Below are 23,784 nucleotides of genomic sequence, written 5' to 3'. Positions count from 1 at the left end.
GCTAAAATAAATAAAGCGGAGGATAACATTGAAAAATCCTTTAAAATAATTGTTTACAGGACATTTTAAAAAGAATAGCATCTTTCAAAAACCGCAACAAACGGGCCCTCTATATTATCCTCGTTCACTATCTTCGCTTTGTTCTTCATTCTTCATTCCCAATTCGTAATTCTTTACATATGTTTCTTTCCCACAGCCATACCCCCATCCTTCCGGCTCAGATCCTTGAAAGGATGACAGCTACTTCAACATTCCTGGAGGCGGGTAAAGAAACCCACAACGGATTTATCATCGAATCACTGACGCCGGATGAATTCAGAAAGGCAGGCCTCCGGATTTATTATGCAAATTACCCTACCCGGTTTGGGCGGATGATGATCGCCACTACTCCTAAGGGCATCTGTTGCATTGCCCCGGTAAGCAATGAGCCCGATGCTGGTGAAGACGAGTTGAAGCAGCGCTTTCCCGGTGCTTTCCCTGAGCCGGCGGAACATCCGCATCACCAGTTGGCACTTCGTGCACTGGAAGAACCGGACGGGCACAAATTACCGGTGCCGTTTCATCTGAAAGCGACAGCCTTTCAGCTGGCTGTGTGGAAAACCCTGCTGCAGATACCAATGGGCGGGCTGCTATCTTATGCGGCACTGACGGGCGAGAGCCGGAACGCCCGGGCAGCTGGTACTGCCGTGGGCGATAATCCGATTTTTTTCCTGATTCCCTGCCATCGTGCGGTGAGAACTAACGGCACTTTCGGCCCGTATTTCTGGGGGCCGGAATGGAAACGCGCATTGATTACCTGGGAAAGCCAGCAAGAACCGGGTTGACAGGGCAATGGGGCCGGGGTATTTTTGTGATGAATTAAATAATGTAGCAAGATGGAAGCACAACATGAATTAGATTATAAGAGGGTGGCAGAAGCCATTACTTTTTTCAGGGAAAACTTCAAATCACAGCCCAGTCTTGAAGAAGTGGCAGGGCATGTACACCTGAGCCCTTTTCACTTTCAGCGGATGTTCCAGCAATGGGCAGGCGTAACGCCTAAACAGTTCCTGCAATACATCAGCCTGGAGCATGCCAAGGAAATACTGAAAACTACCCATGCTTCGCTGTTCGATACGGCATTTGAAACAGGATTATCCGGTACCGGCCGGTTGCATGATCTGTTTGTTAAAATTGAAGGGATGACGCCCGGTGAGTACAAGAATGGCGGCGCTTCGCTGCATATCAATTACTCTTTCGCGGATAGTCCGTTCGGAACGCTGATCGTAGCATCCACTGAAAAAGGGATCTGCCATATGGCCTTTGCTGATAAAGGTAACGACGCGGCACTGGCAGATTTGAGGGCGATGTTCCCCAATGCACAATACACCCAGATCGTAGACAGGGTGCAGCAGAACGCTTTGTTTGTATTCAACCAGGACTGGAGTAAACTCAACGAGATCAGGCTGCATTTGAAGGGAACAGATTTCCAGATCAAAGTTTGGGAAACCCTGCTTTCCGTGCCGGCAGGAGGACTCACCACCTATGCCACACTTGCGGATAAAGCCGGCCATAAGGGCGCATCGAGAGCAGTGGGTACAGCGGTGGGGAATAATCCGGTGGCGTTCCTGATTCCTTGTCACAGAGTGATCCGGGCCAGCGGTGAGATAGGAGAGTATCATTGGGGAAGCACCCGTAAAAACGCGATCATAGGCTGGGAGGCAGCCCGTGCGGAGTTATGATTTGCCGGCCGCCATCTGTTGTTCCAGGTATGCAATTCCTAATGGAGACAGGCTGTATCCTGTTTCATGGCTGATCGTAAGCCCCATATTCTTCAGTTTACGAATGTTCAGCTTCAACCATTCTTTCTCCCTGTTTATTTTTTCAGCCAGATCGGCGGCCCGTTGTTCCGGATAATGCCGGATCAGCTGAAGTACTTCCTGGGTCCAGGGCCCTGAGCGACTGTATTTATCCAACCGTTCCAATTGCTGTGTGATAGCCTCCCAGCCGGCTGGGAGGAGCGCGGTATTTTCCCGCAGGGCAATCCTGGGATCAGCAGCCTGGTAGCGGACCTGTAGCTTGTAAAGCTGCGCACCACTGTTTTTCTCCAGCTCCTTCTTCAGGGAGGTAATGTCAGGGAATCCGGCCTGGACGGCGTCGTTCATCGAAAGCAGCTTTAACTTGTAAGGCGTTACGGAAGTTATCTCTATAACGCCTACACTGGTTTTAATCTGGCTGCCAGCTTTTACCACAGGTTTATTCCATTTGCGGAAAGCCAGCGACACGTGGCCCGACTTAATTCCGTCAAGATGTTCCTGCCTGAACAACATGGATAACTGTTTTAGTTTATACGGTTACGTTATCTTTCGTAAGTTCGGAAAATAATGTAATAAAAACGGCATAGCTCCAAAGAGTGGTTTCCCGGAATGTAAATATCTCCCTACCTTCCCGGGTTTTGATGATGTAGCCCTTCATAGCAGCATGCTGTATAGGTTGCAGGTCCGATAACGGGTATTGTGTGCCATCTAACAGCAGGTATTGACTGTTCAGCCCCAGCTGTTTGGTGTTGGAATTCAGAAAGGTTTGTGCAGACAGTGCTGTGAAGGAATTCTTCAATGCTGTAGCCGTGGTGATATAGTTGAAATGTGCTGTTTGCCCTTCGCGGATCTGCTGTAATAAATACTCACTTCTTTTATCGGCGTTGGCAACAATCAACGCGCCAAGGTCACCTCCGTGATGTATGCTGATCAGCTCCCAAACGTCGCTCCCGGTGCTTTTAAAGGCCAGGTTATTGGCTACCATCGATTTGCCGGTGGTGAACAGGAAGAGATCCTGCAAACCCGACAGCGGCATAAAATAAGACTGGGATTTGTATTGGCGTTCCACGCCGTTTTCATACAACAGGTATTCCGGATTATTCATTTTCTTTTTGGCACTCACATAAAAGAGAATGGCGATTACCACGCAAAAAACAAAAATGAATTTGCCGGCAAATTCAGCGCCGGGCAACAGGAAGGTTAATAAAATACCGCAAATAGCTAACAACACAAAAAGGCCTATTAAGAATCCATATGCGCCCCACATAGCTTTGCTAGCCTTGTATTCCTGCAGGAGTTTTCCTTTTTCCATAAATAGATGATAATTGTATTAGTTAAAATTTAAATTCGGGTTATTGATTAGATTGGTTAACCAACAAAATTTTTGCGAAGGTAAAACTATTTTCAAAAAATACCACCCCTGACCATTTGCGCAAGAACCGGGTTGCTGGCCCTTTACCCGCTATTTATCTTTGTATGGAGAAATTATAAATCATGTTATCAATTACAGAACGACTGAAAAAACAAGACTGGCACAGCATTACCGCCACGCTTTCGGAAAATGGATTTGTGACCGTAAAACAGGTGCTGACACCCGCGGAATGCCAGGCCCTGATCAATGATTACAATGCCAGTGATACTTACCGGAAAACGATCAGCATGGAGCGATATCGCTTCGGGGCGGGAGAGTATAAATATTACAGCTATCCATTGCCGCCGGTGATCACTTCCCTCCGGGAAACCGTCTATCCCTACATTGCCCCCGTAGCCAATAAATGGATGGAAGTGCTCGATATGGATACACGTTTCCCGCTTACGCACGAAGCAATGAAGCAACGCTGCCAGGAACATCAGCAGATGAAACCTACCGTTCTCATCCTGAAATACGCAGCCGGCGGTTTCAATACCCTGCACCAGGATCTTTATGGGGAAGTATATTTTCCCATGCAGATGGTTTTTATGTTGAATGAACCGGGAGATGATTATACCGGTGGTGAATTCGTGATTACCGAGCAAATACCACGTGCCCAGTCGAAAGCAAATGTACTCACACCCGGCCGGGGAGATATGGTGATATTTACCACTAATTTCCGCCCGGTAAAAGGCAGCAGGGGATATTACCGCGTGAATATGAAACATGGTGTAAGTCCGTTGCACAGCGGCCAGCGGCATAGCCTGGGCATCATCTTCCACGATGCACTCACCTGATGTGTGGTCAGCTTATCGGTAAGAGCTGTTAGCCAGCCGCTATTTCTGCATATTTTATAATAAATTCGGATAATTGTATAATTCCCTTTCCTGGCTTTAATCCCAACTTTGCATCAGTCAAAATAGGCCTGGATTTATGCTAAGTGAATATAAAATCTATATCAAAGGAATGGTATGCGACAGGTGTATCCTGAGCATTCGGGAAGTGATGAAAGAATTGAATTTACCCATTACCCATGTGAGCCTGGGGGAAGTTACCACGGTTTCTGCCCTGACAATGCCTGATATGGAGGCACTGAAGAAAAAATTAGAACCCCTGGGTTTTACTTTATTGGAAGACAGGAAAACCGCCCTGGTCCGGGAACTGAAAGGACTGGTGGAAGAAGTTTATTCCGGTGATTATGATTTCCCTGCTGATTTTCGTTTTTCTGACCTGGTAGTCAACAGGTTTAACAAGGACTATAAAGTAGTCAGTAATGTGTTCTCTTCCGTAGAAGGCATAACGCTGGAGAAATATATGATCGAATACCGTATCGAAAAGATAAAGGAACTGCTGGTTTATTCAGATGATACCCTGTCCGATATCGCATTCAGGCTGGGATTCAGCAGCGTGGCACATCTTTCCCGCCAATTCAAAGCCCGGACAGGGTTAAATACTTCTCATTTTAAAGAGATCCGCCAGTCGAGAAAATCTCTCTCCGGCCACCAACCTTCGTGAAGGCCCAAATAATTGTAGCATGACAGATACATACATATGGACAACTGCTGCCATCAACAGGGAAACTCCGGATGCAGTGACCGTGTTTTTTGATACCCACGGAGCTGCATTTGAATACAGCAGCGGGCAGTTTATTAACATCACCCTGCGGATCAATGGAGAGCCGGTAACGCGCTCCTACTCCCTGAGCTCCGTGATGGAAGAGGGCGGGCGCCCGGCTATCACCGTGAAAAAAGTACCCGGTGGATTGATGAGCAGTCATATTGTAGATAACGGCGCGGCTATCAGCGAATGGCAGGTTAGTGGTCCTCATGGCAGGTTTATACTGCCCGATAACATCCGGCCAACCGATCACCTGGTGTTATTGGCCGGAGGCAGCGGTATTACCCCGTTGTACGCTATTGCCCGGTCGTTTCAACATCGGTTCCCCGATGCTGCTGTTACCCTGCTTTACTCCAGCCGCTCCGGCAACGATATTATTTTCCGGGATTCGCTGAACGCCTGGGCCAGCCGCAAACCGGGGAAAGTGAATATACACCACGCCCTTTCGCAGCATGCCGGTGATGCACCTCCTTCTTTCATTCGTGGCAGGATAAACAAGCTGGTGGCCCGTAAGCTGATCAAAGCGGCTGTACCCGATCCCCCGACTGCCGTGCATTACTTCATTTGCGGCCCGGCCGAACTGATGAAGATGCACCAGGAGATGCTCCTGGCCATGCAGGTGCCGGAAGAACAGATCTATCTCGAATGGTTCGAAGCCGACAAGGCCGGCAATGATATGGCTCCGGTGCTTCCGGACAAGCCACAGGAAGTGCTGCTGCATTTCTACGAACAAACTAACCTGCTGGAAGTAGATCCCGGTGAAAGTATACTGGCAGCCGCTCTTAACGACAGGATACCATTACCCTTTTCCTGCCGTACTGGTACCTGCGGCGCGTGCGTGGCCCGCCTTACCTCCGGGAAAGTAACGATGGCAACCAATTACGCTCTCCGGAAAATGGATCTCGACAATGGCCTGATCCTACTTTGCCAGAGCTATCCACTCACCGGTGATGTGACCATAGAAATCGACTAACCAATATTATGTAAAAGACAACGCCAATTGTGTAACAGCAAAGCATCCAACCCGAAGTAATTTTACATTATCAAACAAACAAATAAATAAACGGGCAATTATAAACTTTAAAATAAATAAACAATGGAAACAGTACAATTCAAGACCAATATCAAATGTTCAGGTTGCGTTGCAGCCGTTACACCCGCACTGGATAATCTGGCCGGACAGGATAACTGGGAAGTAGACCTGCAGAGCCCCGATAAAATACTTACAGTAGCTGTAGATAAGGCTGGTAAAGACGAAATCAAACAGGCGATAGAAAAGGCTGGGTATAAAGCGGAAGAAAGGAATTAAGGATTAACGATGAAGGATTAAGAGTGCCAGCGAAGATGGTTAAGGCGAAGGTCAAATTCGCTACTGTCTTTGCTGGCATTTTTCATTCCTTCCTCAAAAAAATATAAATCTTCCTGAAATTATATAACACTCCTCCCCCCAAATCCGCCTAACTTCGCAGTAAATGCAGAAAATACTTGCACTCATATTAGCCCTGCTCTATATCAGCTCATCTACGGGCGCTACCGTTCATATGCATTATTGCATGGGCAGGCTGGTAGATGTGAACTGGGGGCACGATAAGGGTAAACCGGCGTGCGGTAAGTGTGGGACTACCCATGATCAGAAAAAGAATTGTGGTAAACCCTGCAAAAAGCAATGCTGCAAGGATGAACATAAAACCATCAAACTAACCAAAGACCAGAAAATAGCAGAGAATACCAAGCATGTTATGCAGCTGGCTGCGATGACACTTCCGGTAGCATATATGGAGCTACCCCGTGTACCAGTAAAAGTATTGGCAGAAGCTTTTCCGGCCAGTAATGCACCACCGCCCGGCAGTAAGGTGCATACCTATATTCTGAACTGTATTTTCCGCATCTGATAACCCCGTCAACCCCTGCAGCGCTAAATTTCTTTCGCGCTGTTACTCATCTTTCAAATGAAATAATTTCCGGCGTATCCGGCCGGCTGAGGTAAGTGGCATACTTCCTCAAACATTTTCCCTTTTTGATATATCAGGCGCTTTTACGCGCCAGCTACTGAAAACAACAAATATGGTACATCGCATTATTGAATGGTCGTTGCGTAACCGGTTTATTGTGCTGGTACTAGCCGCAGGCCTGTTCGTATGGGGCATCTTCGCAGTGAAGAAGAACCCGATCGATGCAATCCCCGATCTCTCGGAAAACCAGGTGATCGTTTTTACGGAATGGATGGGCCGCGGCCCTCAGTTGATAGAGGATCAGATTACTTACCCGCTGGTGACTAATCTGCAGGGCCTCCCCCGGATCAAGTATGTGAGAGGTTCCTCTATGTTCGGGATGAGTTTTATCTACGTTATTTTCAATGATGATGTGGATATCTACTGGGCCAGGGAAAGAGTACTCGAACGCCTCAGCACCGTATCCCGTACGCTTCCGACCGGCGTAACTCCCCAGCTCGGGCCCGATGGAACCGGCGTTGGGCATATACTCTGGTATACACTCGACGCACCAGGCATGGACCTCGGGGAGCAACGTGCATTGCAGGACTGGTACGTTAAGTTTGCCCTGCAAAATGTAGAAGGCGTCAGCGAAATCGCCTCCTTCGGCGGCTTCCAGAAACAATACCAGGTGACGGTGGATCCAGGCAAACTGCTCTATTACAGGTTGTCGGTGGCAGATGTAATCAATGCTATACGCACTAATAACAACGAATCAGGCGGCCGCAAATTTGAGCTCAGCGATATCGGGTATATCATCAAAACATCCGGCTATCTTAAATCCATCGAAGAAATAGAAAATATCCCTGTCAAAACACAGAACAGTATCCCGATCCGCATGGCCGATGTAGCCGCTGTACAAATGACCGGCGAAACCCGCCTCGGCATCTTCGATCAGAACGGAGAAGGTGAGCGTGTAGGCGGCATCGTAGTAATGCGCTACGGCGAAAATGCCGATGCAGTAATCGACCGGGTAAAAGTCCGCATGAAGGAGGTCGCGAAAGGTTTCCCGGATGGGGTAAAGTTCGATATTGTATACGATAGAGGTACACTCATTAAAGAATCAGTAGACTCTATTAAGGATACACTCATAGAAGAGATGATTGTGGTATCCGTTGTAGTGATCGTGTTCCTGTTCCACTGGCGCAGTGCACTCAGTATCATTATCCAGATCCCCATCACCCTGGCTGCCAGTTTTATACTCCTCAACGCCTTCGGTATCTCATCCAACATTATGTCGCTCACCGGTATTGCACTCGCTATAGGGGTGATTGTCGACAATGGAATCATTATGAGTGAAAATGCCTATAAACACTTGTCTGAAAGATATAGTGCATGGCAGCAACAACAAAAAAATAAGTAACGCATCATGAGTTGGCTAAAGAATATATTCAAAAAATCTCCCGACTGGATCAGCGAAGAAGAACGACTGAAGGTGATCGAACAGTCCAGTAAACAGGTGTCGCGGGGAGTGTTTTTCGCTACTATCATTATCATCACTTCTTTCCTGCCTGTTTTTATGCTCACTGGCCAGGAAGGCAAGCTGTTTCACCCGCTCGCCTATACGAAAACATTCATCATGCTGGTGGATGCGCTGCTGGTGATTACATTGGCGCCCGTGCTGATCTCGTTTTTTATGAAAGGAAAATTCCGGCCGGATAATGCTAATCCGGTGAATCGTGTACTCGAAAAGATCTACGAGCCTGTTATCCGCGGTGTGCTGAAATGGCGCAAAACAACTATCGCCATCAACGTGATCGCACTCGTGATTACAATTCCATTGCTGAAGAGTTTGGGCAGCGAATTTATGCCGCCGCTCGACGAGCAAAGCATATTATTTATGCCGGTGACACTGCCCGATATCTCCAATGGAGAAGCTAAGCGTTTGCTGCAGGTACAGGATAAAATCATCAAATCGGTGCCGGAAGTAGACAAGGTACTGGGCAAGGCCGGCCGCGCAAATACCGCTACGGATAACTCGCCTATCAGCATGATCGAAACCATCATCATGCTGAAGCCTAAATCGGAATGGAGAAAGGGGAAAACCAAGAAAGATATCATCAATGAACTTGATGCTAAGCTGCAGATACCAGGTGTGGTAAACGGCTGGACACAGCCTATCATTAACCGTATCAACATGCTGGCCACGGGCATCCGCACCGACGTTGGCGTGAAGGTATACGGGCAACGACTCGATTCTATTGCCGTTGTATCCGAACGGGTGAGAAAAGCCCTGGAAGGCACTCCTGGTATCGCGGACCTTTATGTGGAGCCGGTAACAGGCGGCAAATACCTCGATATTTCAGTGCGCCGCGCCGACCTGGCCCGCTATGGCCTCAACGTAGATGATGTGAACCAGACTGTGGAAACTGCACTGGGTGGCGCTCCTATCGGCAATACGATCGAAGGCCGGCAGCGTTTCTCCATCAGCGTCAGACTGGCGCAGGAATACCGCAACAGCATAGAACGTATACGGCGTATCCCGGTAATGTCGCCTTCTTTTGGCGAAGTACCATTGTCGTCAGTGGCAGATGTGAAGTTCACGGATGGGCCACCGATGATCACCTCTGAGAATGCTATGCTCCGTGGATCCGTGCTATTCAATGTACGTGGCCGCGATCTGGGCAGCACCGTGAAAGAAGCCATCAGCAAGATGAATGAAGCCCGGGGAATACTGCCTTCCGGCTACTACCTCGAATGGAGCGGACAATATGAGAACCTTATCCGTGGACAGCAAACACTGATATGGATTGCGCCGGTGGTGCTGGTTATTATTTTCTTCTCTCTCTATTTTGCTTTTCATTCCATACGCGAAGCATTCCTCAGCCTGATTACCGTACCATTTGCACTTATCGGTGGCGCCTATATGATCTGGTTCTGGGGCGTGAACCTCTCTGTGGCCGTAGCGGTGGGCTTTATCGCCCTGTTCGGTATTGCCGTGGAAACAGGAATCGTGATGGTCATCTATCTCAATGATGCGATGCAGCAACTGGTGAAACTGAAAGGGAATTCAGCTGAAACAATTACCCGCGACGATATCCGCGAATATGTGATTTACGGAGCTGCAAAAAGACTCCGTCCTAAACTCATGACGGTATGTGTATCGTTATTCGGCCTGGTGCCCGTGCTGTGGGCCAGTGGCGTGGGCACAGATGTGATGAAACCCATCGTGCTGCCGATGATCGGCGGAGTGCTTACTTCTTCCACACATATCCTGCTGGTAACACCGCTGATTTTCCTGATGACGAAAGAATATGAACTGCGTAAGCATAAAAAACTGGAAATACATGAAGTACATCATTAAATATATATGGCTGCTGTTGTGGATGCCCCTGCCATTGCTGGCGCAGACGCAGGTATTGTCGCTCGACAGCATCCTGCAACGTATCAGCCGGAATAATGTGCTGCTGCAGTCATACGGACTGAGGGCGGAAAGCTACCGCTACAGCGCCGATGCTGCCACTGCCTGGATGGCACCAATGGTAGGAGCAGGAACTTTCATGACGCCTTATCCCGGTCAGAAAGTAATGGATGAACGCGACAAGGGCAGTCTGATGCTGCAGCTGGAACAGGATATTCCTAATCCTGCCAAACTCAATGCAAAGAAGCGCTATATCGCTTCCCAGGGCAATGTGGAACTGGCCGGCCGCGACGTAACACTGAATGAACTAACGGCACAGGCTAAACGCTTGTACTACGGATGGATCATCGCCAGCAAACGGATTGCGGTACTGCAGGAAAATGAGAAGATCATGCTGATGATGAAGAAGATTGAAGAAATAAGATATCCTTATAATCAATCGCAGCTGAGTGGCGTGTTTAAAGCCAATGCAAAAATAGAAGATAACCGTAACATGATCCGCATGCAGGAGGGCGCCATCGCAAAGGCCATGGCGTGGCTGAACAGCCTGATGAACGCACCCGGCAATCAACCCTTCGGAATAGATACCAGTTTTCATCCCGTTTTTCAACCGGCTTCTTCTTACGATACTGCCTCACTGGCCGCCGTGAGAAAGGATGTATGGAAGATGAACGAAAGTATTCATTCCATGCAGCTGAATATCGAAAGCATGAAACGTGATAAAAAGCCGGATTTCAGGATCCGTTTCGATCATATGTATCCCTTAGGAGGTATGATGCCACAGGCTTTCAGCGCTATGGGCATGATCAGTATTCCTATTGTGCCCTGGTCGTCGAAGATGTACAAATCAGGCATCAAAGCCATGCAGTATAATGTACAGTCAATGGAAAAGGAGAAGGCAGCTATGCTGCAGGAAACACAGGGTATGCTGTATGGAATGCAGTACGAGATACGCACGATGGAACAACGGGTACAGGCCATGGAAGATAAGATCATACCGGCACTGCGGCAAACCCTCGATGCAAATTTTTTGAACTATCAGGAAAATAAACTGGCACTGAGCAATGTGATCGATTCCTGGGAAGCATTGACCATGATGCAATCAAATGTGCTGGATGAAAAATTAAAACTCTATGAAATGATCGTGGATTATGAGAAACAGTTATATCGTTAATATACTCCCGGGCGTATTCGTCGTGCTGGCTGTGCTGGCCGCCTGCAGAAATGCCCCGGTGAAAACGCCGAAACATGGGTATCATGAAGAACGGGTAGACAGCAGCGTAGTGGCGCTCACCCGTCCCGTTAATGCCAGCATAGTGGCCACCATACCGGATGTAACACCGCAGCAGGGAACGAGGACCTATTCAGCTACTGTTAATGGCGTCATAGGGTACGATACCCGCAATCAAACGAGTATTTCCAGCAGGGTAGGAGGCCGCATTGAAAGATTGCTGGTAAAATACAATTATCAGCCTGTAAGAAAAGGACAGCTGATCATGGAAGTATACTCACCGGATCTGGCTGCTGCCCAACGGGAACTACTATACGTAGCAAAGAGTAATAATGAGCTGCTTACCCGTGCCAGGCAGCGTTTACAGCTACTTGGAATGCAACCTGCCCAAATTGAACAGGTGCTGAAATCAGGAAATATCCTGTACCGTGTTCCTGTATACAGTAATAGCGATGGCTACATACTGGAGAAATCCGCACAGGCCATCACCGCTGCGGCTCCGGCATCGCCGGCCTCAGCTGTTGCCGGCGATGGCATGAGCAGCATGGGGGAAAGCAGTGCACCGGCTGCATCTACGCCCGCATCTACGCCGGCAGCTACTCCGGTGATGCTGAGGGAAGGCCAGTATGTGAGCGCAGGACAGCTGTTGTTTACTATCTACCAGAACAAAGACCTTGTTGCAGAATTTTCTTTTCCCCCGCAACTGGCTCCCAGGATCGTCAAGGGACAACAACTGTTGTTCTATCGGGTGGATGATAAGCAGGTGATGCTGGCAGGTAAGATCGGACTGGTAGAACCGGTGTTCCGCAACGGCCAGAACTTCGCCATAGCAAGGGTATACCTGGGCCGCGATAATTTCCACGCCGGACAGTTACTGAATGCCAGCATTCCGCTGATCTTCAATGAAGGCTGGTGGCTGCCGGAGAAAGCAGTGGCCTGGCTGGGGAATAAAGCGGTGGTATTCAGGAATACAGGCAAAGGATATGTACCGCAGGAAGTAACGGTGGGCGCAAAAGTAAGCCAGATGGTACAGGTAATGACTAATATCAACGACTGGAAAGTAGCAGCTAATGCTGCTTACCTCGTGGATAGCGAAAGCTTTATCAAAATAAGCGAACCTTCACAACGACAGTGATATGGAAAGAAAAAAATTTCTCAGAACAATAATAATAGCGTCATTGGCGCCAGCCCTCCTGCTGGCTGCCTGTCAGGGAAAAAAGGATCATAGGCATGCCGCCGCTGCAAAGCAGACGTTCACCTGCTCTATGCATCCGCAGATAGTACAGGATAAACCCGGTACCTGTCCCATTTGCGGAATGGACCTCGTTCCGTTCGATAAGAACAGCAAAGATGCAACCATCAACCTGGGAGAAAGCCAGATCACACTGGCTAATATCACTACGGTAACGATCGGTGCGGGTGCGCTTACAAATTATAAACAGCTGAACGGGCGACTGGTAATAGACCCTGAAAAAACCGCTGTTATTTCCAGCCGTGTGCCCGGGCGTATAGAAGTGCTGTACATAAAGGAAACCGGCGTGAAAGTAAGCAAAGGGCAACCATTGTATAAGATCTACTCCGAGCAGTTGGCTTCGCTGCAGCAGGAGTTTCTGCTGGCAACCGCCCAGGTAAAACAATTCCCCGATGATGAGCGCTTCAGGGAAATAGAGAAGGCCGCTCGCCGTAAGTTGCAGCTATACGACCAGTCAGAAATGCAGATCAGTCAGCTGCAACAATCGCAGCGGGTGAATCCCTACATCACTTATCCTGCTACGGAAAGCGGGATCGTATCGGAACTGCTGACTGCCGAAGGACAATATGTATCAGAAGGTGGCGCAGTGATGCGGATAGAAGGCTACAACCAGCTGTGGGTGGAGGCCGATATCTATCCGGCAGAAGCGGCGACAGTAAGCATTGGCCAGCAGGTAAAAGTAATGGTGGCCGGCTGGGAGCAGGAGCCGCAGCTGATGACGATACAGTTTATCAACCCGGCATTACAGAACGGCAGCCAGCTGATGCAACTGAGAGGTACCCTTCCCAACCCCGGAAACCGTTGGCAGCCCGGGTTGCAGGCCAGCGTGCTGTTGCCGGTGAAAAGTAAGGGAGATGTATTAAGCCTCCCGGTAGATGCAGTGATCAGAGACGGGAAAGGTGCGCATGTGTGGATTGAGAAATCCCGTGGCAAATTTGAGCCACGCATGGTGGAAACCGGGATGGAAAATTTCGACATGGTGGAAATCAGGAAAGGCGTGAAAAACGGGGATAAGGTGGTCGTGACCGGCGCCTACCTGCTATATTCTGAATTTATTCTTAAAAAAGGGGCGGACTCCATGGCAGGTATGGCTATGTGAGCAGATGCCGGCCTGCGGAGAAGTAAAGGAAACCTTGAAATAATTACTATTCAATAACACTAAAAAACAACTGATGAAAAAAATCGTTCCCTGCGCAATTGCGCTGGCTGCACTTACACTGGCTGCCTGTAATAATACCGGCAATGCTACTCATGAAAACCACGACGCCGACACTGTTACACAACAGGCAGCCACCACCGGTGAACCTGCAGCAAAACAAGTGGCACCGCAATTCAACAATGTGGATGCAAAAGTGGCTGCTTCACTCAAAGCGGTAGTAGATCAATATTTGCAAATCAAAAACGGGCTCGCGGGCGATAACGCTGCAAGTGCCGCCAGTGCCGGCAAAGCAATGGTTACCGCCCTGGCTGCCGTAGATAAAGCAGCCCTGACTCCGGAGCAACAGAAGATATACAACGATAACGAAGATGACCTGAAGGAGCATGCGGAACATATCGGTAAAAACGAAGGAAATATTGAACACCAGCGGGAACATTTTGCCCAGATGAGTGAAGATGTATATGCTCTCGTGAAAGCCTTTGGCGGCGGCCGTGCACTCTATCATGCACATTGCCCGATGTACAATGATAATAAAGGCGCTCTCTGGCTCAGTGAAGAAAAAGAAGTGAAAAATCCTTATTTTGGATCAAAGATGCTGACCTGCGGCTCAGTTGAAGAAGAAATTCAATGATCTTTATACCAAGGCTGGCCCGGTTTACATCCCCGGGCCTGTCTCATTTATTATGAAAACAAGGAGAATCGTATTCTTAGCGCTGTTGATCGTATTCATCGGAATACAGTTCTTCCGGCCCGCCCGTAACCAGTCTGATGCCATCGGCCCGAACGACATTACCCGCCTGTATAACGTACCGGCTGATGTGCAAACGATATTGAAAGATGCCTGTTACGATTGCCATAGCAACAACACCATCTATCCCTGGTACGCCAACATTCAACCAGTAGCCTGGTGGCTGGCAAATCACGTGAACGAGGGTAAAGAAGAACTGAATTTCAGCGAGTTTGGTACCTATTCCGCAAAAAGAAGACTGAACAAGCTGAAAAAAACAGGCAAAGAGGTGACAGAAGGAGATATGCCGCTTAGTTCCTATACCTGGATGCATGCCGGTGCCAGGCTCACATCTTCCCAAAAAAATACGCTGACAAAATGGATCAGTATGCTTACCGATAGCACCACTGTTAATAATTAACCCAAAGGCAACGATTTGTTATCATTTTTCGTAACAGGAAAAACAACTGTTATGAACACAATGCCTTTTTTCCGTCTCTACAGGAAGCAGTTGCTGGCATACAGTTTAATGGGACTAACTGTGTTGTCTGCGGCATGTAGTAAAAGTAACGGGTATGGCGGAGGTAACCCGCCTCCCGGCGGCTCCAATACTTATACGATCAGCGCCACTCTTAACGGCGCTTCAGAAGTTCCGGCCAACAGTACTACCGGAACCGGATCATTAACGGGAAGCTATGATCCGTCTACTTATAAACTCACTTTCACATTAACGTGGAACGGCCTTACGGGGGCTCCCACAGGTATGCACTTTCATGGCCCGGCAATGGCAGGAGCTACTGCCGCAGTAGTATTACCTATCACAGGGTTTCCTGCTGCTGCAAGCGGAAGCGTTAGCGCCACAGCCGTGTTAACCGCTGCCCAGGCAGGAGATCTGCTGTCCGGAAAATGGTATGTAAATATCCATACGGTTGCTAATGGAAACGGAGAAATAAGAGGACAGGTATCCGCAACTATGCCGTCAGGCTCCGGTGGTGGTAATCCTTATCCATGAAAATATAGCTGAGGTTACAACCCGCTGCAATATAACAAACGGGGCTGTTTAAAGCCCCGTTTACGTAATTATTTCACTGCAGTAACTACCAATGCCTGCAAAGGGAAATGCAGGTCTTTTTCGCCGTATGTGCCGGCAATATTCTTATCGATGGATGCCACAATGGGCTCCGCAAGGTCCGGATTAATTTCATTGATGGTAGTAATCATGGGACCGCCGTAGATCAGTCCTTTAGCAATATGCCGCGATGTAGGACTATAGCCTGTTCGCTTTACTTTTTCGATTCGCAGGCCGGAAAAACCTGCCTGTTCCGTTTCGCTTTCAATCAGATTCAGGTCGTTATAGGCAAACAATAACCGGTAGAATGCCGTAGTTTCCGGGGGCAGGTGCTGTTCCACTGCATCCAGTACCAGCTGCAGCAAGGGAATATGCACAGGTTTGTCCCAGGCGCTGAAAATGAAACTACCGCCCGGTTGTAATACCCTGCATACCTCACGGAATGCTTTAGGCCGGTCGAAGAACATGACCGATAACTGTGAAATTACCAGGTCGAAACGACCGTCTTTAAACGTCAGGGCGGTAACATCCGCCAGCTGCCAGCTGAGTGGCCTGGCGGTATGGGTATGTGCCTTCGCAAATTCGAGCATGTCCGGGATAAGATCTGTTACCACATATTCTGTATGCTCCGGAATGGCATCTGCTACACGCCTCGTGGCAATGCCGGTGCCACAGCCTATTTCCAGCAAACGTTCCGGACGCATTGCACTCACATAAGCTGCCAGATGCTGGGCATAATGGTCAAAAAGAACAGGGGTGAGGTACTCATTATAAATAGCAGGAATGCTGCCCTCATAGGAAGTATGAACCATGGATCAGAATTTAGGATTTTATAGTCAATGAATATAAGGAAATAGCCGCACATTAAAAAAGGGAGCGCCTATTTTACCTCGTCCTCATCTGTTCGAATATGACTATTTAATTATCTTCTGCACCCATGTTTCTGTTTCTTTTACCAGCAATGACATCACATCATTTTTTCCCGCTTTGAAAGAGTGATCCGCGCCTTCCAATCTCACAAGCGTGGCCTTCTTCAGGGAGGCACAAACGGATTCTATCAGATCCCAGGTAGCGAGGGCATCTTTGCTGCCTTGCAAAAAGAGCATGGGTATTTTCAGTGCTTTCAGATGCTCGGCACGTTCGATAGAAGGTTTGCCTGCGGGATGCAGTGGAAAGCCGTAAAAGACGATACCTTTCGCCGGGCTGTCGGGGTGCGCGGCAAGGTATTGAGAGCTCATCCTGCCGCCAAATGACTTGCCGGAGGCAAACAGCGGCAGTTTGGGTTGCAGCTCCTGTGCTTTCGCAATGGCCGCGGCAATGGTGGCATGCGCCACTGCGGGCGAATCCGGCCGGCCTTTCTTGTATTCTGCAAAAGGAAAATTAAACCGTAGTGTGGCAATGCCTGTCTGGGCAAGGGCATTGGCGAGTGTTTCCATAAAGATATGATCCATGCCGGCGCCTGCGCCATGAGCAAGCGTAAAGATGCACCTGGGTTTATCGGGGGTGATGTACTTCGCAGAAACGAGGCCAATTTCAGGCGATATCTTTATGTTGAGCGCTTGTGTATTCATAATGAAAGAACATTTATGCTGTTGCCAAGTTATGAATTATCTGCAGCAATCGTTAATGGAAACGCCCGGTACCGTGAGACCGGCACCGGGCGTTTCTATATTTTACCGTTTTAAAGATGATAATTGCGCGTTTTTAAAGCCACCAGCGTTGAATCATCCAGCGTATAACTGATCGGTACCCCTGTGGCCAGTTCCTTCTTCAGTATTTCCTCAGGACTCAACTGGTCCAGGAACATAACAAGCGCCCGTAAACTGTTTCCATGGGCAACTATCAGTACATTTTTTCCCTGTATCAGATAGGGATAGATGATATCCATAAAATAAGGTACTACCCTGTTATAGGTATCTTTCAGACTCTCTCCGCCGGGCGGCGCCACATCAAAGGACCGGCGCCAGATATGCACCTGTTCTTCTCCATATTTGGCCGCCGTATCAGCTTTGTTCAATCCTTCCAGATTACCATAGGAACGCTCATTCAATGCCTTATCCTTTATCACAGGAACCGACTGCAATCCTGATTCCACCAGCACAATGTCTAAAGTATGCTGAGCCCTTATCAGGGTCGACGTAAACGCAATATCTATTTTTTCACCTTTCAGCTCTATGCCAGCTTTGCGGGCTTCTTCCTTACCGGCGTCGGTAATGTCGATGTCTTTCCAGCCGGTAAAACGATTCTCCAGGTTCCATTGCGATTGTCCGTGTCGGATCAGGATCAGTTTGGCGCTCATAGTTAATTGTTTTGTTTTTTCTTCTCTACCCAGTAATATAATGGCGGTATTACTACCGGTGTAAACAACAGCGTAAAGGTTAATCCTCCTATGATTACAGTGGCCAGTGGCCTTTGTACGTCAGAACCAATACCGGTGCTGAGTGCGGCTGGTACCAGTCCTATGATGGCTACCATCAGCATCATCATGATGGCTTTGAACTGGTCTACCGCCACTTTTTGTACAGAGGCTCTCACCGTCAGGGGCGACTTATACATTTCCCTGTTTAATGCCGATACCAGCAATACACCTGCCATTACAGATATACCAAAGATAGATACAAAACCAACACCCGCCGATACGTTGAAGTGATAACCTCTCAGGAACAGCGCGGTAATACCGCCTGCAAGGGCTACCAGTATACAGCTCATCGTTACAAAAGTATGTTTCATGCTTTTGAATAACATGAAGAGGAATACAAATACAATCACTATCGTGAGCGGAATGGTGAGCGACAGCTGTTTGCCGGCGCGCTCCAGGTTTTCATACTGTCCGCCGTAGATAATATCATATCCCTTGGGCACATGTACCTGCTTGCCGATTTTCTCCTGTAGCTCTGCCACAAAAGATCCCTGGTCTCTTCCGCGTACGTTGGTGCGTACGGTAACCATTCGCTTTCCATCTATACGATAGATATTCGTTTGCCCGTCTATGAACTGTATATCTGCCAGCTGTTCCATCGGGATCAACGCCCCGGTAGCAGAAGGAATCTGCAGATTACGTATAGCCTCTACCGTTGCCCTGTTCTCAGGCAGGTAACGAATGACGATGTCGTATCGTTTGGTGCCATCATACAGGGTGCCTATTGGTTTTCCCCCGATAGCCGCTTCTATCATAGCCTGTATGTCGCTTACATTGATACCAAAGCGGGCGGCATTCTCACGATTGATATTGATGGCCAGCTGCGCCTGTGTGCCTTCCTGTTCAATATTCACAGAGGCAGAACCTTGTGTTGCCTTTACGATGAGCGCTATGCTGTCGGCTTTGGCACGCATCATCGTCAGATCGTCGCCTACCACAGATATGGCCAGGTCCGCCGCACTTCCTGTCACAATCTCCATCACCTGGTCGATGATAGGCTGGCCGGAGTTAAAGGATGCACCAGGTATATTTCTTTCCAGATCCTGTTGTATCCGGCGTACCAGGTCTTTCTTGGAAATCGTATCGCTCCAGAGCTTGTAGTCTTTCAGGCCCACCAGTATTTCCGTACGGTTGGCAGGGAAAGGATCCGTACCATCGTCGTTGCGGCCGGATTGGGTGATCACATATCTGACAGGCGGATATTTGGCAATCACTTCGCGGATCTTCGGAGCAATTTTCGCATTCTCCTGTATGGTAACACCTGCCGGGAGGAAGGAGCGCATGAAGATGGAACCTTCATCCAGCTCGGGAAGGAATTCTGTACCTAATTTTCCGGCTAACCCAACCAGCACAACTATCATCACTGCTGCGCCGATAACGGTTTGCTTGTGAAAACGCAGGAAGAAGTTGAGTGATTGTTTGTAGGTATGTTCCAGGAAATCCAACACTACATTTTTATGCGCTTTCATGGGCTTGTCGGTCGACAGTGCCTTTTTGTACGCAAAAGAAATCAGCACCGGAATCAGCGTGAGTGAGCAGATCATCGCGCCAATTACGGCGAAGGCCAGCGTCAGCGCCATAGGGGAGAAGAGCTTTCCTTCAACCCTTGTCATCATGAGGATGGGAGTATAAGCGAGTATAATAATGGTTACCGAGAAGAAGATCTCCCTGCCTACTTCCTGCGCTGCGGCCAGTGTGATGGCTACTATGCCGTTTTGTTTTTCCTGATCGGTAGCATTGCGGTAACGTCTGATCAGATGTTCCGCCATTACGCAGGCGCCGTCTACGATGATACCGAAGTCGATGGCGCCCAGCGACAAGAGGTTAGCCGGAATGCCGGTCAGCCTCATCAGTATAAATGCAAACAGCAACGAAAACGGAATGGTGGCCGTTACCACGAGGGCAGAACGCACACTGCCGAGGAAGAACACGAGTATGATAACTACAATGCTCACACCCATAAAGAGTGTATGCGATACCGTTTCGAGCGAGTGATCGATCAGGAAGCTGCGATCATATAGCACGCGGAGTTTCACGCCTTCCGGCAGCTCCGTGTCGCTGATCAGTTCCATTTTTTTCTTCAGTGCTTTCAGCACTTCACTGGGATTTTCTCCACGACGCAGCAGAATAATGCCTTCCGGCGACCCGATTTTGTCGATGCTTTCGTCCGGTATCGAATAGCCCAGCACGCCTGATGGAGGCGGTGGCGCTGTTTCCACGGTGGCCACATCTTTTACATATACCGGTACACCGTTAACGGCGGTCAATACAATTTCACGCAGGTCTTTTTCTGATTTAACGGCTCCCAGTCCACGTACGGCGAAGCCCTGTCCACCTCTTTCTATCACGTTTCCTCCGGTGTTCTGATTATTCTTCTGCACTGCATCCATAACAGATTGCAGTGTCAGATTGTATTTGCGGAGTTTATCGGGAGATGTGAGAATGTGGAATTGCTTCATGGGGCCGCCGAAGTTGGTAACATCGGCGATACCAGGCACCTGCAATATGGCGGGGCGTATCACCCAGTCCTGCAGATCCCTGAGTTGCATGGGTGTATAATTAGCCGGCCCTTCTACTACATAACGGTAAATTTCCCCTACTGCTGTAGTGAGTGGCGCCAGTTCCGGGGCAACGCCCGGAGGCAGCTGTACAGACGATAAACGTTCGATCACCTGCTGGCGGGCAAAGTAATCGTCTGTTCCGTCCTGGAAGGTCAGTTGCACTACAGATAAGCCGAATATGGTACGGCTTCTCCTGTCGAGTACCCGGGGCACATTGTTCAGGGCCCGTTCAATAGGAATGGTCACCTGTTGTTCTACTTCTTCTGCTGCACGTCCGTCGTAAGGAGCAACAATGATAACGTTGGTATCCGCAATGTCGGGGTAAGCTTCAATCTTCAGCTGCGTAAAGCACCAGTAGCCAATCGCAGATAATACGATGGCCCCGATAATAACGGCCCAGCGGTTGCGTAATGAAAATATAAGAATGTTACGGATCATGCTTCAAATTGATCTACGTGATGGGTGATAATAAATCCTCCTTTATAAGCCGCTCTCAGCTGCCGGAGTACGTCAGTAACTTTAGCGTCGTCGTCAATAAATGTGATCATCATGGGAGGATCATCAAAAGAAAAGATTTCGTTCGGCCGCTTCATCTGCTGGTTCACACCAAACCCCATTACGCCTTTGTAGGCGGTTGCTCCACGGACATTGTTAAGTAACAGGAATTGCATGATGAACTCAAACAATGGCTGAGTGCCATGCAAATCATCCTTGTCGATAAAAATTTGTGCTTGCAACATAACGGTAGTTTTTAGTATCCGAATGAAATTCCTTTTAACTGCATGGCGCCTTCTACCACTACTTCCTGGCCCGGCTGCAGTCCGTTATAAATGATTACCTGGTCGTTGACCTGCAGGCCTGTCAGCACAGGCGTACGCAGGAATGTTTGTGCATCTTTCCTGACAAACACAAAGCTCTTGCCCTGTACGGTCACCAACGCGGCCTTTGGCACAGAGATGCTGTTGCCTTCGCTTACACCAAACTTCACGGTAGCGAACATACCCGCCCGCAGTTTGTGCTGTGTATCGGAAATGCCTATACGTAATTTCACCATACGGGTGATATTGTCTACCACATCACCGATGTTTTCGATGGTGCCGGTAAATGTTTCGCCAGGATAGGAGGTGAACTGCAATTTGCAGGTGCTGCCTTCTTTTACTTTGGTGATCTGGTTTTCCGGCATCTCGCAGATGATCCAGGTTTTCTCCATGGGCGCGTTTACGAGTGCCTGCGGATCAAAACCGGCGAGTTTCAGTTTGGCTTCGTGCTCGATGATGGAAGTTCTTTCATTGGCCAGGTCAGTTTCGGCAATGGCCGCTTCCGTTTGTGCGCTGATAAGATCTGTTTTGGCATCGGATACATCCTTACCGGTACCTGCACCATGTTCGGCCAGATCCTGGAAACGGGCCAGCTCTATTTGTTTCTGGCTGGTGATAGCTTTCTTCTGACGGATGATATTACCTTTTTCCCGGATGTTGATAATATGTTGCAGCAGCTCAGTATAGTTGGCGGTGAGTTCCGGATTGTCGAATAATACGATGTTTTGCGCCGCGTTTTCCTTCGACCGTACAACGGTAGCGGCTACACGTGCAGGAGCTGTCAGCTCTGCATTCAGGTCGCCCTGTGAAATAAGCGCTGTCTTAAAGTAGTGCGTAGTGATACTGTCGGGCGGCAGTTTAATCACCCGGCCGCTGTCTTCCACAACAACTTTGCCGGACGCCGCTGCCGGTTTTTTCTCCTCGTGGGAACCACAGGATATTACTGTACAGGCTGTGCCAGCAATGAATAAGCCAAAGACGAATTTTCTCATCTGGTAAATTATAGTTGATTAATCAATCCGGTTACTTGTAATAATTGTATATAACTCTTGCGGTAGGCATACAGGGCATCGTAGTACATTTTCTGCGTCTCGAACCACGTCCGCTGTGCTTCCAGGAAATCGATGATGGTAGTGCCTCCTTTCGTATAGGCGTACCTGACAGATTGCAATACCGTCTCAGATTTTTTCAGGATACTGTTGTATTTGTCTACATTCTCCCTGTTCACCTGGTAAGAGCGCCAGGTGGCCTGTACTTCAGTTACTACTTGTTGTTGCAGGGCCGCCAGTGATTGCTCCGATTGCTGCAGCAATATCCTTGACTTTCTGATTTCACCCTGGTTGCGGCTGAAGATGGGCAATTCAATGGTACCAAAAAATCCCATGTACGGTACGGTGTTCTGCGGGTTCCAGATTACACCGGCTTCTGTGGAAGGCCGGGCCAGAGAGCGTTGCAGTGAGATATTGCTTTTCGCAGTAGCAATGCTGGCCTGCGCCTGTTGTACATCCGGGCGCTGCGACAGGGATAGGTGGACCATACTGTCCAGCTCCTGGATCATCTGAAGACTAATAACCGGATCCTGATCATCGATGGAAAGGTTGTCCGGCGCACCGGTCAGCAATCGCAGGTTTTGCAGCTCATTTTTATAAGTCTGTTCCGCGCTCTTGTACTGGAGTTGGTATTGTTCCATCAGCAGCTGGGTTCTGGCCAGCTCGCTGGAACTGATCACCTGGTTTTTCAAACGGATTTCCTGGGTCTTCACCAGCGTATCGATATTGGCAGTGGCCTCTTCGATCAGGTTCAGGTTTACTTTATTATACCATACATCCAGCCATTTATTGCCCGCATCGGCCAGCACGTTCCGTTCGGTATCACTATAGCCTTTTTCTGCAATGGTGACATTCCCGGTGGCATATTCCTGTTTCAGCCTGCGCTGACGGGGTGGCTGGAATTGCTTGGTCAGCTGCCACCACACCTGGCGGTTATGCGGATTGTAGGACTTTGTATCTGGTGCAAATTTCGAAGCATCCAGCAGCTGCAGGGTTTGGTTGTTCAGCACCAGGTTGGGCCGCAATCCCGCTGTTATCACGTCGGCCTTTGCTATGGAAGCATTCAGGCTCGCCGGCTTCAGAAACGGGCTGTTGCTCCGGGCCGAATGAAGCGCCCCCTGTAAGGTCATATTGGACTGCGCACACAAAACCGTCGGCACACCCAGCATGAGTAAAATAATCGGATACACAACTTTTCGCATTCCTGTTTGTTCAGTTTATTCTTGGTAATACTTAACTTAATTGTTGATAAACACGGGTGTCGGGTGCACCATGTTTTGGGGGATTAACAAAGGCAACACCACCCTGTTCCGCGTTTGTAAC

General features: G+C 48.8%; 22 protein-coding genes and 1 pseudogene. 14 read left to right on the top strand and 9 right to left on the bottom strand.

Annotation, left to right across the window (positions count from 1 at the left end; genetic code table 11):
* Positions 1–179: 179 nt before the first annotated feature.
* Complete coding sequence (locus UNH61_RS22155; RefSeq protein WP_326994191.1) at positions 180–824, top strand: methylated-DNA--[protein]-cysteine S-methyltransferase; 645 nt, start codon at positions 180–182, stop codon at positions 822–824.
* Between the two features lie 51 nt (positions 825–875).
* Entirely contained in the window at positions 876–1,721 is an 846-nt protein-coding gene (locus UNH61_RS22150) for a methylated-DNA--[protein]-cysteine S-methyltransferase (RefSeq protein ID WP_326994190.1), read from the top strand.
* Here UNH61_RS22150 and UNH61_RS22145 read toward each other — a convergent pair.
* Both UNH61_RS22145 and UNH61_RS22140 read right to left on the bottom strand, forming a co-directional pair.
* Positions 1,716–2,309: a hypothetical protein gene (locus UNH61_RS22145; protein ID WP_326994189.1), complete on the bottom strand. Its 594-nt coding sequence runs from the start codon at positions 2,307–2,309 to the stop codon at positions 1,716–1,718. The genes UNH61_RS22150 and UNH61_RS22145 overlap by 6 nt on opposite strands.
* Positions 2,310–2,325: 16 nt before the next feature.
* Positions 2,326–3,108, bottom strand: coding sequence for a hypothetical protein (locus UNH61_RS22140; protein ID WP_326994188.1), 783 nt, complete (start codon positions 3,106–3,108; stop codon positions 2,326–2,328).
* Between the two features lie 182 nt (positions 3,109–3,290).
* Between UNH61_RS22140 and UNH61_RS22135 the strand changes: the two genes are divergently transcribed.
* From UNH61_RS22135 to UNH61_RS22080, 12 genes and pseudogenes are all read left to right on the top strand, one after another.
* Entirely contained in the window at positions 3,291–4,004 is a 714-nt protein-coding gene (locus UNH61_RS22135; protein WP_326994187.1) for a 2OG-Fe(II) oxygenase, read from the top strand.
* Between the two features lie 136 nt (positions 4,005–4,140).
* Positions 4,141–4,722 carry an AraC family transcriptional regulator gene (locus tag UNH61_RS22130; RefSeq protein WP_326994186.1) on the top strand — a complete coding sequence of 194 codons (582 nt, stop codon included), beginning with the start codon at positions 4,141–4,143 and terminating at the stop codon, positions 4,720–4,722.
* Between the two features lie 19 nt (positions 4,723–4,741).
* The gene (locus UNH61_RS22125) at positions 4,742–5,797 is read left to right on the top strand and encodes a ferredoxin--NADP reductase (RefSeq protein WP_326994185.1); all 1,056 of its coding nucleotides are present in this window, start codon (positions 4,742–4,744) and stop codon (positions 5,795–5,797) included.
* Between the two features lie 123 nt (positions 5,798–5,920).
* Positions 5,921–6,133 carry a heavy-metal-associated domain-containing protein gene (locus UNH61_RS22120; RefSeq protein WP_326994184.1) on the top strand — a complete coding sequence of 71 codons (213 nt, stop codon included), beginning with the start codon at positions 5,921–5,923 and terminating at the stop codon, positions 6,131–6,133.
* Positions 6,134–6,296: 163 nt separating this feature from the next.
* On the top strand, positions 6,297–6,716 hold the full coding sequence (locus tag UNH61_RS22115; protein ID WP_326994183.1) for a hypothetical protein: 420 nt from the start codon (positions 6,297–6,299) through the stop codon (positions 6,714–6,716).
* Between the two features lie 172 nt (positions 6,717–6,888).
* Positions 6,889–10,119: pseudogene (locus UNH61_RS22110) on the top strand (CusA/CzcA family heavy metal efflux RND transporter).
* Positions 10,103–11,350, top strand: coding sequence for a TolC family protein (locus UNH61_RS22105; RefSeq protein WP_326994182.1), 1,248 nt, complete (start codon positions 10,103–10,105; stop codon positions 11,348–11,350). Before UNH61_RS22110 ends, UNH61_RS22105 begins: the two are co-directional and overlap by 17 nt.
* Complete coding sequence (locus UNH61_RS22100) at positions 11,328–12,542, top strand: efflux RND transporter periplasmic adaptor subunit (protein WP_326994181.1); 1,215 nt, start codon at positions 11,328–11,330, stop codon at positions 12,540–12,542. Before UNH61_RS22105 ends, UNH61_RS22100 begins: the two co-directional genes overlap by 23 nt.
* 1 nt (position 12,543) lies before the next feature.
* Positions 12,544–13,758: an efflux RND transporter periplasmic adaptor subunit gene (locus UNH61_RS22095; RefSeq protein ID WP_326994180.1), complete on the top strand. Its 1,215-nt coding sequence runs from the start codon at positions 12,544–12,546 to the stop codon at positions 13,756–13,758.
* Positions 13,759–13,831: 73 nt separating this feature from the next.
* Entirely contained in the window at positions 13,832–14,449 is a 618-nt protein-coding gene (locus tag UNH61_RS22090; protein ID WP_326994179.1) for a DUF3347 domain-containing protein, read from the top strand.
* Between the two features lie 52 nt (positions 14,450–14,501).
* Entirely contained in the window at positions 14,502–14,966 is a 465-nt protein-coding gene (locus UNH61_RS22085) for a heme-binding domain-containing protein (protein WP_326994178.1), read from the top strand.
* A 51-nt stretch (positions 14,967–15,017) separates the two neighbouring features.
* Positions 15,018–15,557, top strand: a complete 540-nt coding sequence (locus UNH61_RS22080) for a CHRD domain-containing protein (protein WP_326994177.1) — start codon at positions 15,018–15,020, stop codon at positions 15,555–15,557.
* 68 nt (positions 15,558–15,625) lie between these two features.
* Here the strand turns inward: UNH61_RS22080 and UNH61_RS22075 are convergent, their stop codons facing one another.
* From UNH61_RS22075 to UNH61_RS22045, 7 genes are all read right to left on the bottom strand, one after another.
* Positions 15,626–16,426, bottom strand: a complete 801-nt coding sequence (locus UNH61_RS22075) for a class I SAM-dependent methyltransferase (protein WP_326994176.1) — start codon at positions 16,424–16,426, stop codon at positions 15,626–15,628.
* A 102-nt stretch (positions 16,427–16,528) separates the two neighbouring features.
* On the bottom strand, positions 16,529–17,185 hold the full coding sequence (locus UNH61_RS22070; protein ID WP_326994175.1) for an alpha/beta fold hydrolase: 657 nt from the start codon (positions 17,183–17,185) through the stop codon (positions 16,529–16,531).
* A gap of 110 nt (positions 17,186–17,295) precedes the next feature.
* A complete protein-coding gene (locus tag UNH61_RS22065; RefSeq protein WP_326994174.1) occupies positions 17,296–17,913 on the bottom strand; it encodes a 2,3-bisphosphoglycerate-dependent phosphoglycerate mutase in 618 nt (205 codons plus the stop codon).
* Between the two features lie 2 nt (positions 17,914–17,915).
* Positions 17,916–21,032 (bottom strand): CusA/CzcA family heavy metal efflux RND transporter, encoded by a 3,117-nt coding sequence (locus UNH61_RS22060; RefSeq protein ID WP_326994173.1) that lies wholly within the window; start codon positions 21,030–21,032, stop codon positions 17,916–17,918.
* Entirely contained in the window at positions 21,029–21,334 is a 306-nt protein-coding gene (locus tag UNH61_RS22055) for a DUF190 domain-containing protein (protein ID WP_326994172.1), read from the bottom strand. Before UNH61_RS22055 ends, UNH61_RS22060 begins: the two co-directional genes overlap by 4 nt.
* Positions 21,335–21,345: 11 nt before the next feature.
* Complete coding sequence (locus UNH61_RS22050) at positions 21,346–22,404, bottom strand: efflux RND transporter periplasmic adaptor subunit (RefSeq protein ID WP_326994171.1); 1,059 nt, start codon at positions 22,402–22,404, stop codon at positions 21,346–21,348.
* Between the two features lie 8 nt (positions 22,405–22,412).
* Positions 22,413–23,663 carry a TolC family protein gene (locus UNH61_RS22045; RefSeq protein WP_326994170.1) on the bottom strand — a complete coding sequence of 417 codons (1,251 nt, stop codon included), beginning with the start codon at positions 23,661–23,663 and terminating at the stop codon, positions 22,413–22,415.
* Positions 23,664–23,784: the final 121 nt, after the last annotated feature.

Origin of the sequence: Chitinophaga sp. 180180018-3 (genome assembly GCF_037893185.1) — a bacterium.
Lineage (GTDB): Bacteria > Bacteroidota > Bacteroidia > Chitinophagales > Chitinophagaceae > Chitinophaga.
Note: the sequence above shows the minus strand (reverse complement) of the source record. Positions and strands in the feature narration are given on the sequence as shown.